The sequence below is a fragment of the Streptomyces sp. NPDC031426 genome, assembly GCF_055581585.1.
Genome location: NZ_JBVIJE010000015.1, coordinates 172541 through 184420, shown reverse-complemented (window position 1 = coordinate 184420; position 11880 = coordinate 172541). Strand labels below are relative to the sequence as shown.

At 71.7% G+C, this 11880-nt stretch carries 11 protein-coding genes; 2 read left to right on the top strand and 9 right to left on the bottom strand.

The genetic code is table 11. The annotated features are described in order from the left end of the window. Positions 1 to 1072 precede the first annotated feature (1072 nt). Complete coding sequence (locus ACZ5NH_RS28875) at positions 1073 to 1732, top strand: LmbU family transcriptional regulator (RefSeq protein ID WP_468779280.1); 660 nt, start codon at positions 1073 to 1075, stop codon at positions 1730 to 1732. Positions 1733 to 1928: 196 nt separating this feature from the next. After that, positions 1929 to 2957 carry an aspartate-semialdehyde dehydrogenase gene (locus ACZ5NH_RS28870; RefSeq protein ID WP_450986980.1) on the top strand — a complete coding sequence of 343 codons (1029 nt, stop codon included), beginning with the start codon at positions 1929 to 1931 and terminating at the stop codon, positions 2955 to 2957. Between the two features lie 131 nt (positions 2958 to 3088). Here the strand turns inward: ACZ5NH_RS28870 and ACZ5NH_RS28865 are convergent, their stop codons facing one another. The 9 genes from ACZ5NH_RS28865 to ACZ5NH_RS28825 all read right to left on the bottom strand — a co-directional run bounded on the left by ACZ5NH_RS28865 (position 3089) and on the right by ACZ5NH_RS28825 (position 11849). Next, a complete protein-coding gene (locus ACZ5NH_RS28865; RefSeq protein ID WP_468779278.1) occupies positions 3089 to 3967 on the bottom strand; it encodes an FAH family protein in 879 nt (292 codons plus the stop codon). A 47-nt stretch (positions 3968 to 4014) separates the two neighbouring features. Further along, positions 4015 to 5031, bottom strand: coding sequence for an NAD(P)-dependent oxidoreductase (locus ACZ5NH_RS28860; protein WP_468779276.1), 1017 nt, complete (start codon positions 5029 to 5031; stop codon positions 4015 to 4017). Then, positions 5028 to 5651 carry a 3-isopropylmalate dehydratase small subunit gene (locus ACZ5NH_RS28855; protein ID WP_468779274.1) on the bottom strand — a complete coding sequence of 208 codons (624 nt, stop codon included), beginning with the start codon at positions 5649 to 5651 and terminating at the stop codon, positions 5028 to 5030. The genes ACZ5NH_RS28860 and ACZ5NH_RS28855 overlap by 4 nt, the downstream gene beginning before the upstream one ends. A gap of 13 nt (positions 5652 to 5664) precedes the next feature. Continuing rightward, complete coding sequence (gene leuC, locus ACZ5NH_RS28850) at positions 5665 to 7098, bottom strand: 3-isopropylmalate dehydratase large subunit (protein ID WP_450986976.1); 1434 nt, start codon at positions 7096 to 7098, stop codon at positions 5665 to 5667. Positions 7099 to 7108: 10 nt separating this feature from the next. Further along, positions 7109 to 7933: an SDR family NAD(P)-dependent oxidoreductase gene (locus tag ACZ5NH_RS28845; RefSeq protein ID WP_468779286.1), complete on the bottom strand. Its 825-nt coding sequence runs from the start codon at positions 7931 to 7933 to the stop codon at positions 7109 to 7111. A 111-nt stretch (positions 7934 to 8044) separates the two neighbouring features. Next, positions 8045 to 8785, bottom strand: a complete 741-nt coding sequence (locus ACZ5NH_RS28840; protein ID WP_468779271.1) for an SDR family NAD(P)-dependent oxidoreductase — start codon at positions 8783 to 8785, stop codon at positions 8045 to 8047. Next, entirely contained in the window at positions 8782 to 9987 is a 1206-nt protein-coding gene (locus ACZ5NH_RS28835; RefSeq protein WP_468779269.1) for an enolase C-terminal domain-like protein, read from the bottom strand. The genes ACZ5NH_RS28840 and ACZ5NH_RS28835 overlap by 4 nt, the downstream gene beginning before the upstream one ends. Then, positions 9974 to 10813: an alpha/beta hydrolase gene (locus ACZ5NH_RS28830; protein ID WP_468779267.1), complete on the bottom strand. Its 840-nt coding sequence runs from the start codon at positions 10811 to 10813 to the stop codon at positions 9974 to 9976. Before ACZ5NH_RS28830 ends, ACZ5NH_RS28835 begins: the two co-directional genes overlap by 14 nt. Further along, on the bottom strand, positions 10806 to 11849 hold the full coding sequence (locus tag ACZ5NH_RS28825; RefSeq protein WP_450986972.1) for a phytanoyl-CoA dioxygenase family protein: 1044 nt from the start codon (positions 11847 to 11849) through the stop codon (positions 10806 to 10808). Before ACZ5NH_RS28825 ends, ACZ5NH_RS28830 begins: the two co-directional genes overlap by 8 nt. Positions 11850 to 11880: the final 31 nt, after the last annotated feature.

Sequence of the window (11880 nt, the reverse complement as noted above, 5' to 3'; positions counted from 1 at the left end):
CCCCCCCCCCCCCCCCCCCCCCCCCCCCCCCCCCCCCCCCCCCCCCCCCCCCCCCCCCCCCCCCCCCCCCCCCCCCCCCCCCCCCCCCCCCACGTGGGTGAGACGAACCCTTCCGGCTAAACCGTCAGGCTTTCAGGGACTGCCCGGGTCTCCGTTGACAGAGGACATCGGCAAACCGCGGACTTCTCGGAAAGGGCGTGGACATCGGGGAATCGCCGAGAAAGAGGAGCGCCGTAGCCGGAGTGGGTCCTCCAGCGGGGCGGTGGTGAACCACCCGTGCCCCAAGGCCTGCCGCGCGTGCTCGGCCCCGTCGGACGGTCCGAAGAACGACTCCGCACAGATGCCGCGCACGAACACACCGCGGCGTACGCAGCCCGTCGCTCCACTGCCTCGGCTCGTTCAGCGCTCCCGGCCGCGGGACCGCGGACCATGCTCAGGATCTCGCCGCGGAGGCACCGGCCTCGCACGCGCCCAAGCCTGACCCCGGCCGTTCGGCCTCCGGCTTGGCATCCTGCTGCCAGGCTAATTAATGTCAGTCGATCGATCTGGACCATAGCTCGGGCGCGATGCCAGAATCCTTCCTGACCAGCGCAGTTGCTCACCGCCCGAGAAGCCGTAGGTCGATGGGGGAACACCGCATATCGGCCACACCGTGTGACAGCACACGGCGTGGCCGTCGGCCGTCACTCGCCGAGCCGACGGCAGTTTCGCGCCACCGTGCCTCGCGAGGCACGGTTCATCAGCTACTCCCCCGGGGTGGTGGTCAGGTACCGCGGTCGGACCGTATCGCCTGACCACCAAGAGGACACTTCATGAACTCCGAGCGGCTCGTCCACGACCCACCACGACCATCGCGTGGCGAGAAACGTACGGATCCCTCGTCGGAGACCTCCCCACCCCGTCAGCGCCGGCTGCCGTACCGGCGCCAGGACGGCTCTTCGTCCCCGAGGCCACCGCGCTGAACCGCGTTCGACGAAGCGTCACAAGGCGGAGCGGTCGGCACAACCGACAGCCCGCCTCCCGCCGTCATCGGCATTCCATCCATCGACCTTAGACCAGAGGAGCGATCAGCATGGAGACGTCCGTCCGCACGACCGCCCTGCGAACCGCGCCCCGAACCTCTCCTGGTGCGGCGGCCCTCACCCGCCGCACCGGTCTTTCTCTGCCACCGGACTTCCCCCTGACCGAGTGGAAGCGGCTCGGCAAGCACCTCTACCTGATAACGGACTCTTCGAGCTGGTGGCTCGGCGACTGGCTTGTTTTCGGCCAGGACGCCTACCCCGGACGTTACAGACAGGCCATGGAGGAAACCCGCCTGGACTACAAAACCCTGCGGAACTACGCATGGATCGCGCGGCGCTTCCCCGCTGCCGAACGGCACCCCGAGGTCAGCTTCCAGCACCATGCCGAGGTCGCCTCGCTGGACCCCTCGAAGCGTGCCATGTGGCTGGAACGCGCCGCTCAGGAAGGCTGGTCCCGCAACGCGCTCCGGCAGCACCTGCGGCAGGCGGCTCTGGCCGGATCGGCCGACGTGACCGACGAACACAAGGGCAAGCAGGTCCAGCTCCACGTACGCACGACCGCAGAACGGGAGAGCCTGTGGGCGGACGCGGCCGGGCGCGACGGCCTCGACCTGACCGAGTGGATTATCATCAGCCTCGACAAGGCCGCGAAACTGGGGGCAGCCGCCGCGAGCGGTCCCGCAGGCAATCCCGAGGACGCGGTGGACTAGGTCGCACGTGACCGCCCGCGTGAGGTGTCCGACGGCATCGACCCGCGGGCCGTACGGCGAGGTCGGCCGGGTACGTGCCGACTGGGGATCCGAGGTCCGGGACGCGGCGGCCGGTCAGGCCACCGAGGATCCCCGCGACTCGATCGGGCCCAGATCCATCTCCTCGAACGAACGAGCATGTAAGGAGAAGGCCTCGATGAGGATCGGCATCGTGGGAGCCACCGGCCAGGTCGGCGGCGTGCTACGCGGCATTCTGGCGGAGCGGTCGTTCCCCGTTACGGAGCTACGCCTCTTCGCCTCGGCCCGCTCCGCCGGGCGCACCCTGCCCTGGCAGGGCGGTGAGGTCACCGTCGAGGACGCCGCCACGGCCGACTACCGCGGCCTGGACATCGTGATCTTCTCCGCCGGTGGCGCGACCTCCAAGGCGCTGGCACCGAAGGTCGCCGCGGCGGGCGCCGTCGTGATCGACAACTCCTCCGCCTGGCGGCACGACCCCGACGTGCCGCTGGTCGTCTCCGAGGTCAACCCGGAGGCCATCAGGAACCGCCCCAAGGGCATCATCGCCAACCCGAACTGCACCACGATGGCCACGATGCCGGTACTGCGCCCCCTCCACCAGGAGGCTGGTCTGACCGCGCTGGTCGCCACGACCTACCAGGCCGTCTCCGGCTCCGGCCTCGCCGGTGTCGCCGAGTTGCACACCCAGGCGTGCAAGGTCGCCGAGACCGCCGACCAGCTCGCCTTCGACGGCGAGGCCGTCGACTTCCCCGAGCCCTCCGTCTACGAGCGCCCGATCGCCTTCAACGTGGTGCCGCTGGCCGGCTCCCTCGTCGACGACGGTTCGGCCGAGACGGACGAGGAGCAGAAGCTGCGCCGCGAGAGCCGCAAGATCCTCGGCATCCCGGATCTCAAGGTCTCCGGCACCTGTGTCCGTGTCCCGGTCTTCAGCGGCCACTCGCTCCAGATCAACGCCCGCTTCGAACGCCCGATCACCCCTGAGCGCGCCGCCCAGTTGCTCGCCACCGCCCCCGGCGTCGAACTCTCGGCGATCCCCACTCCGCTCCAGGCCGCGGGCAAGGACGTCTCGTACGTCGGCCGCATCCGCACCGACGAGACCGTCGAGCACGGCCTCGCGCTCTTCCTCTCCAACGACAACCTCCGCAAGGGCGCGGCCCTCAACGCCGTTCAGATCGCGGAGCTCGTCGCCGCCGAACCGACTGCGTAGAGCCGCACGAAGAGGACGTCGAAGGCGATGCCCGGGACGCCGGCCCCGCACCCGCGGCGTGATCACAGTCTTCGAGCAGAGCGGCACCCGAGCCGGATCCCTCCGCGGTGCCGCTTCCCCTCCTAGCTCCGTCAGCCTCCCCAGGACAGGGTGTTGTCCAGCGTCACACCGTGGCTGGTGAAGTCGAGCACGACTCGGTCCCCGTCCTGGGTGCGGAAGCCGCTGTGGAAGCTGCTCCGGTCGGCGCCGAGGTACACGTAGTGCACCCGGCCCGGGCGGTGCAGGGACCGGTAGGAGAAGAGCCGGCCGATCATGGTGTCGACGTGGTAGTGGAGGGCATCCGTCCCGGTGGTGAAGGCGCTCTTCCACGCCACCTCCCCGGCCCGCTCGACACGGGTCTCGCCAGTGACCGAGCACGGCGGCGCGCCGAGGTGGAGCCAGGGCGCGACGCCGGTACCGCAGAGCTTGGCGTACGACAGGTGTCCGGCGTGCCGCTTGAACAGGCCGATGTCGGTGAGGTCGTTGCCGAAGGTGTAGCCCGCGTACCGGGGGACCGCGTCGGCGTCGTCCACATAGACGAGGACGACCTCCGCCTCCTCCGTGACGGCCACGGCTTCGGCGGGGACGTCCAGGGGCAGGCCCGGCACCCTCAGCACGTCACCGAGCCCCTTCACGAACCAGTTGGGCTGGTCGGGCGTGGAGGCGTCGGTCTTGACGTTGTGGGTCATCATGAAACCGCTGACGAGGGCGTCACCCGGGTGTGCCGGGAGGAGCGGCGGCAGCATCCGTACCCGGGCACGGGCCTCGGCCGGTATCTCGACCGGCTCCCCGTGGGCCGCGAGGGCGTCACGGAGAGCGGCTTCGTCGAGCCCCGACTCCCCTACCAGCCTGCCGAGTTGCAGTGCACCCAGGGGGTGGAGCGTGAGCGGCGCGTCGGCTGCGGGCACGCCGAAACCGACGTAGCGCTCTTCGCCGTACACGCAGGCGAAGAGCACGGTCAGGGCGGTCATGAGGGACCTTTCTGGGAAGGGGACGCGGGAGCAGGGGCCGCATACCGTCAGTGCCCGGCGCCGACGGCGGAGTCGAGCGCCTCGGGGTTGACGAGGAAGGGCGGACGTCCGCCCGAGAGGATCTGCTCCACGTTGGTCACGGCGGCGGGCACCAGCGACCGGTACATCTCCACTGTGTGTCCGACGATGTGGTCGGTGAGGATCGCGTTCGGAGCCGTCCGCAACGGGCTGTCGGCGGGCAGCGGCTCGATGGCGAAGGTGTCGATCGCCGCGCCCCCGAGCGTGCCTCGCCGCAGCGCCTCGGCGAGGGCGTCCTCGTCCACGATGCCGCCTCGGGAGGTGTTGATCAGGACCGCGTCCGGCCGCATCAGCGCCAGTCTGCCGGCGTCGATCAGTCCTCGGGTGGACGCGTTGAGCGGCAGGTGGACGCTGACCACGTCGGACTCGACCAGCAGCCGGTCGAGGGGGCAGAACTCGATCTCAGGCCACTCCTCGGGACGCGGGCTGCGGGTGTGGCACAGGATGCGCGCCACACCCCAGCCCGCGAGCCGGAGGGACACCTCGCGGGAGATCCGGCCGAAGCCGATCAGGCCGAGCGTGGCACCGCGCAGGGAGCGGCTGTCCAGTTCCACCGGGCGCGGCCGCGGCCGGCCGGAGGCGAGCGCCGCCATCCGGTCCGGCAGCCTGAGCCGCAGGGCCAGGGCGAGCATGATGGTCGCCTCTGCCATGCTGCCGTGGTTCTCCGGGGTGGCCCCGTTGGCCACGAGGACGCCCCGCCGCGTGGCGTCGGGGACGTCGATGGAGTTGACCCCGCTGGAGGCGAAGGCCACTCCGCGCAGTTCCGGGTGGCGGTCGAGGAACGCTGGGCCGACGGGGGTGCGCGAGGTCACCAGCAGCGCGTCGACCGGCCCCGTGACCGCCTCCGGGTCGGCCGCACGGACGACTTCGTGACCGCGTCGCTCGAGTTCCGCGGCCGCCTCGTCGAGCAGTTCGTCGAGCACCCGGTCGGTGCCGACGCACACCCTGGCCGCTCGGGCCCCGCCTGTCGGCGCTCCGTGGCTCATGCCGGCACGAACCCGTTCAGGTACGGCAGGCGGGCGGCCGTGGCCGCGACCTCGTCGGAGGTCTTGAGCAGCTCGGTGAGCGTGTCCCAGGTGCCGGAGACGAAGGCGTCTCGCAGCGAGGGGGAGATCTCCGCCGGGAACTCCCGGTCGCCGATGCGGAAGACGCCCCGCACGAGGTCGACCTCGGCGGTGGCGGAGGCGTCGGCGGCGGCGATCTTCCGGGCCTCCTGCGCGTCCTCAGAGGACAGGCTGAGGCAGGGCAGGCCGATGGTGCCGCAGTTGCCGCGGAAGATCTCACCGAAGGTCTCGCCGACGACGGCGCGCACGCCCCAGCGGTACAGGGCCTGGGCGGCGTGCTCCCGGGAGGAGCCGCAGCCGAAGTTCTTGGAGGTCAGCAGGATCGCCGCGCCGGCCCGGTCGGGGGCGTCGAAGGGGTGCACGTTGCCCTGGGCGTGTTCCTGCTTGCGGTCGTCCTCGAAGACGTGCTTGCCGAGGGCGTCGAAGGTCAGGTGCTTGAGGAAGCGGGCGGGGATGATCCGGTCGGTGTCGATGTCGTGGCCTTCCAGGACCACTGTGGTCCCGGAGACGGATCGGATGTGCGAGTCGGCCGTGGTGCTCATGGAAGGGCGTTCCTTAGGCGGAGAGGGACGGGGATGCGGTGCCGAAGACCTCGGACGGGTCTACGACCGAGCCGTTCACCGCGGCCGCGGCGACGGCGAGCGGCGACATGATCATCGTTCGGCCGGTGGGCGAGCCCTGACGTCCCTTGAAGTTGCGGTTCGACGAGGACGCGGCCAGTTCGCGGCCGACCAGCTTGTCGGTGTTCATGGCCAGGCACATGGAGCAGCCGGCGAGCCGGAACTCGAAGCCCGCCTCTTCCAGTACCTTGTCGACGCCAAGGCGGACGAGCTCTTCGCGGACCGCGTTGGAGCCGGGCACGGCCAGGGCGCGGACCCCGGGGGCGACGCGGGCACCACTGCGCTCGAACGCCTGGGCGACCTCCAGGAAGTCGGAGAGCCGCCCGTTGGTGCAGGAGCCGATGAAGGCCACGTCGATCGGGTAGTCGCCGAGCTTCTTGCCGGGCTCCATGCCCATGTACGCATACGCCTCCCGGAACGAGGCGGCGACCTCGGGCTCCTGCGCGGCGGGGTCGGGCAGCAGACCGTCGACGGACACCGACTGGCCCGGGTTGATGCCCCAGGTGACCATGGTGCGGATGTCCTCGCCGCGCATGACGACCACGTCGTCGTAGACGGCGTCCGGGTCGGAGGCGATCGAGCGCCACCACGCCACGGCCCGGTCCCACGCCTCGCCGGACGGGGCGGACGGGCGGCCCTTGAGGAAGGCGAAAGTCGTCTCGTCGGGGTTGACGTAGCCGCAGCGGGCACCGCCCTCGACGGCCATGTTGCACACGGTCATCCGCTCGTCCATCGACATGTTGTCGATGACCTCGCCGGCGAACTCGTAGGCGTAGCCCACGCCGCCGACCACGCCGAGTTCGTGGATGACGTGCAGGATGACGTCCTTGGCGGTGACGCCCTCGGCGAGCGCGCCGTCGATCTGGATGCGGCGCACCTTGAGGCGGTTCATGGTGACGGTCTGGGTGGCCAGGACGTCGCGGACCTGGGAGGTGCCGATGCCGAGCGCCACCGCGCCGAAGGCGCCGTGGGTGGAGGTGTGGGAGTCGCCGCAGGCGATCGTCATGCCCGGCTGGGTGAGTCCCTGCTCGGGGCCGATGACGTGCACGATGCCGTACTCGCTGCCCTCGGGGCCGAGGAACCGGAGGCCGAAGGTCTCGGTGTTGTTCTCCAGCGCGCTCAGCATGTCCTCGCCCAGCTGGTCGAGGAAGGGGCGCTGGATGGAGTCGGTGGGGATGACGTGGTCGGCCGTGGCGACGTTGCGCTCGGGCATGGCCACGGACAGCCCGCGCTCGCGGAGCATCGCGAACGCCTGGGGACTGGTGGCCTCGTGGACCAGGTGGAGGCCGACGAGCAGTTGAGCCCGCCCGTCTCCGTAGTCGTGCACCGTGTGCAGGTCGAACACCTTGTCGTACAGTGTGGCGCTCATGCTTCTCTCTCTATGCGTTGTTCTGGATGGGCGCGTGGTCCGACGCGGCGGCTCGTCCGGCCGGAGCCCGGACCGGGGCGGGACTGCCGGCCGTCACGCCGCCGTCGACCGCCAGGGACTGGCCGGTCACGTAGCTCGACCAGGGGCTGGCGAGCCAGACAGCCGCTGCCGCGGCCTCCTCCGGTTCCCCCACCCGGCCCAGCGGGGCGCGCGCGGCACGGGCCCGCATCTGGGCCGCGTCCGGGTACAACTCGCGGAACATGGGGGTGTCGGTGGAGCCCGGGCACACGGCGTTCACCCGGATGTTGAGGGGGGCGAGCTGGAGCGCCGCCGACTTGGTGAGACCGACAACACCGTGTTTGGCCGCCGCGTACATGGGGCTTCCCGAGTGGCCCAGGAACGAGGCCACCGAACCGGTGGTGACGATGGATCCTCCTCCTGTGCCGCTCATCGCGCTCGCCTGGTGTTTGAGGCACAGCCACATGCCCATGAGGTTGACCGAGACGACCTCGAGCGCGTCCTCGTAACGGGAGGCGGTCAGCGGGCCCGTCGGGCCGAACGTACCAGCAGCGTTCACCGCCGCATCGAGGTGATCGAATCGTGAGACGGCCGTCTCAACGGCGCGGGCGACGCTCCTCTCGTCGGTGACGTCGCAGCTGATGACGAGCCCCTTCTCCCCGTCCAGACCGGCGACTTGAAGCGATTGCCGCAGTGGTTCGAGGCGCCGCCCGGCGGCGACCACCAACGCGCCCGCGGCGGCGAACGCGGCCACCGCGGCGCGTCCGATGCCGCTGCCCGCTCCGGTGACCATGACGACCTTCCCGCCGAGTCCCATGTCCTTCACGGCGTTTCCCTTCCTTGTGTCCTTCGTCGCGGGTCCCGGGCAGAGCCGGTCCCGCCGCTGTCGTGGCATGAACGAGGAAGCACGGGCTCGTGCCCGGCCTCCTCAGACGTGCAGGCCCCCGTTGACGTCCAGGACGCTGCCGGTGGTGTACCCGGCGTCTTCGCCGCACAGGTGGAGCACGGCGCTCACGGCCTCATCGAGCGTGCCGTAACGCCCCATCGGAAGACGGTCCATGACCTCCCGCCGCCGCTCCGGGCTCATCGCGCGCTGTGCCAGCACGAGCCGCTCGGTCGCGACGGGACCGTGGGCCACGGCGTTCACCACCACGCCGGTGGCGGCGAGTTCGTAGGCACACTGCTTGGTGTAGCCGATCACCGCGGCCTTGGCGGCCACGTAGGCGGCGTTGGAGAAGATCGAGTACGTCCGGCCCGCGATCGAGGCGAGGTTGACGATCCGACCGCCACCGCGGCGCACCATGGCGGGAGCGCACAGCCGCGTCATGGTGAAGCAGCCGAGCAGGTTCTCCGTCACGGCGTGCATGAGGTCGGCCTCGCGCAGCTCGGTGAAGGGGATCCTCCGGGTGTCCCCGCCCACGGAGTTGACCAGGATGTCCGGCAGGTCGTCGGGGTCGGTCGCAGCCACCGCTTCGACGACCCGCTCGGTCGCGGTGACATCCAGTTCGAGGGCCCGCACTCCCGAGGGGAGTGTTGCGAGGGCGGCCTCGATGGCGTCGGGGTCACGGTCGACGAGGACGACGCGAGCGCCCTGCTCCGCGAGGCGGCGGCCCACGCCGAGGCCGATGCCCGAGGCGCCCCCCGTGATCCAGGCGCGCTGTCCGTTCATGTGGTCCTCCGTGAGGTCTGTTCCGCGGGTCCGCCGAAGGGCCGGACGGGGTGTGCCGTGCAACGGTCGAGCAGCGCCCGGCTCACCAGGACGCCGGTGCCGGGACCGTGCAGGACGGGGGCGAGGGACGCGGCCCGGTCGACCGCGTAGGGGGGCGTGGTGAGGTCCGGCGGGAACCACTCGTCCTGCCGCCCGGCCTCGACGGCGACGAGGTCCGGCAGGGCCGTCGCCACGAGCCTCCCGGCCGCCCACAGCGGTCCCACCTCGCCGACCTGGACGCCGATCTGCACGCCGAGACCGGCCGTCCGGGCCCTGCGGGCCAGGGCGAGCAGGCGCAGCGGGCCGCCGCACTTGGAGATCCGCAGGTTCACCAGGTCGGCGGCGCCATGGGCCGCGCAGGCCGTCAGGTCGGACTCGGACACGCAGGACTCGTCGAGCATGATCCGCAGGCCCCGCTCCCGCAGGGCCGCGAGCCCTCGCCACTGACGCTGGGCGAGCGGCTCCTCAAGCCAGTCGACACCCGCGGCGCACAGGGCGTCGGCCTGACGGAGCACCGCGTCGGCCTCCCAGAAGCAGTTGGCGTCCACGGAGAGGGTGGCAGCGGCCGGGAGGAGGGCCCTGACCCGGGCCGCCAGGACGGCTGTCGACTCCGGGTCGGGTCCCGCCTTCAGCTTGAGGTGCGGGATCGCCGCCCGCACCGGCTCCGGAAGGCCGGTCAGGTGGGCGACCGGGTCCCGGCCGAGGTCGAGGACGGTCGAGACCCTGGCCGGGGCCGGCCGGGCGGCGAGGACGTCGCCGAAGCCGGCGCGGCGCAGCGCGTCGAGCCCGTCGACGCCGTCCCGCCGGCACAGGTGGTCGAAGAGCGCTGTCTCCAGGCCGGCCGCGGCGGCCCGGGCCGTCCCGGCGGACCCGTCGGGCCCGGGCGGCGGGTCGAGCGCGGCCACGGCGCCCAGCGCCTCGTCGAAGGGCAGCCGCAGCGCCTCGGCGGCCGGGCCGAGCACATCGGGGCGGACGAGCGTCGTCAGCACCGAGCTGACGGACTCGCCCGTGACGTACGGCCGTGGCGCCGCCTCTCCCCAGCCCGTCACACCGTCCTCGCGCACCGCCATCAGGACGGAGGAGGAAGCGGTACGGGCCTTGGCGGCGTGCCGGAAGGCCCGGGCCATCGGGACGCGTGCCTCGTACAGCTCAAAGGCGGCCATGGGCCACCCCGGCCAGCCAGTCCCAGTACGCGTGCCGCACGCCGGTGAACTCGACGTAGTGGGAGGTGGTCTCGAACCGCTGGATCCGGGCCTGCGGGGCGAGTTCGGCGAGCACCTCGAGGGAGGCCCCGAGGTCGATCACCGGGTCCTGCTCAGGCAGCGCCACGTGGACCGGGTGGCCGGCCCAGGGCTCCGGGCCTGCCGTCAGGTACAGGTCCTCGAGCTCGATCATGACGGCGCGGAAGGAGTCGGTGACCATCCGCACCATGAGCCCGTCGTTGGCCATGCTCCTCAGGTAGCGGGGCAGCATGGTGTACTGCTGGTCCTCCAGGGAGATGACGGAGTACGCCGTCCCGGTGCGATGGCGCACCCGCGAGCGGGCCGGGCCGTCGAGCCGGGCCCGCTGCTGGCCGAGCGCCGGGGCGCAGAAGGCGATCCGGGTCCGGGCGGGCACCCGCCCGGTGGCGATCAGCGCGGCGAGGATGCTGCCCCCGAAGCTCTGGCCGAGCACCGTAACCGGTTCCCGCGCGGCGGCGGCCGTCTGCGCGAGGATCTCGGCGTAGTCGTCGAGCAGGGTCGTCGCGTCCGGGACGTGGCCGCGCAGTCCGCCGCTGCGGCCGGAGCCGCGGCGGTCGGGTACCAGGACCCGGACCCCGCGCCGGACGAGCGCGGGACCGGTCTCGGCGAGCCAGCCGCCGTGGCTCTGCAGGCCGTGCACGTAGATGAGCCCGGCCGGGCCGTCCCCCCAGCTGTGCATGGCCAGGGAGGTGCCGCCCCGGTGCGCGCACCGCAGGCTCGGGCCGGTGGCGACTGCCGTGTCAGGCACGCGCGGCCTCCGGTTCCAGACGCGGGAGGTCGCCCGACTCCCAGCGCTTGATGAGCGAGTCGGCGACGAGCTGGGCGAACTCGCGGCGACCGGGGATCATCTGATGGGTGTTCACGAACAGGTCCCGGGCCTCCTCCCAGCGACGGCGCCAGTCGTCGGCGTCGGTGGCCGCCAGCTCCGGCGAGGACGCACTGGCCGCCACGACAGCCGGGAACCAGGGGCGGTCGGACGGCTCGTCGCTGGGGAAGTAGCGGAAGTCGAAGCTCCAGCGCAGGCGAGGGGAGCGGTTGACGGTGGAGCCGTGCGGGGTGCGCTTGTGGAGCAGGACGATGTCGCCCAGGCGCACCGGCAGCGGCACGGCCTCGGCCTCCAGGCCGGCCACCGTGTCGGCGTCCATCGGCCAGGGCAGCAGCCGCTCCTCGTGGTGCCGGCCGGGGACGACGAGCAGGCAACCGTGCTCCTCCGTGACGTCCATCAGGGGGATCCAGCAGGTCACCAGGGTGGTGTCGTCGGACTGCGGGATCTGCGTCATCGCGTCCTGGTGCCACATGGTGGGGGCGTGCATGGTCTCGCCGCGGCGGGCGCCGAAGTCGCCCACGGTTCCGGGGGCGGGCAGCTTGAGCCGGACGTGCTGGTTGGGGCTGGCCGAGATCTCATCGCCGACGATCCGGCGGACCACGTCGAGGACCTTGGGGTTCCGCAGCAGGCCGAGGACGGCGGGACCGGTGTGCACCTTGCTGCCGGGCTGGAGCGAGGTGAACGGCATGTGCGGCAGGGTGATGTCGAGTTCGCTCAGCAGGGAGGGGTCGAAGTCCGGTCGGGCGGCGAGCGCGATGAGCTGCTCGTCGAAAGGCTTGCCGGTCAGGTCCTCGCCCTCCGCGAGGAGGCCGTCTCGGCGCCATTCGCCGACGCGGCGCTCGATCAGCCGCGCGTATTCCTCGCGGACGGCGGTGAAGTCCTCGGGGTCCAGGACTCCACGCACCACGGCGTAGCCGTCGCGCCGGAAGTCCTCGGCGAGGGTGGGGGAAACTGTCACGTCATTCTCCGTGGGTCTGGTGGTGCGAGAT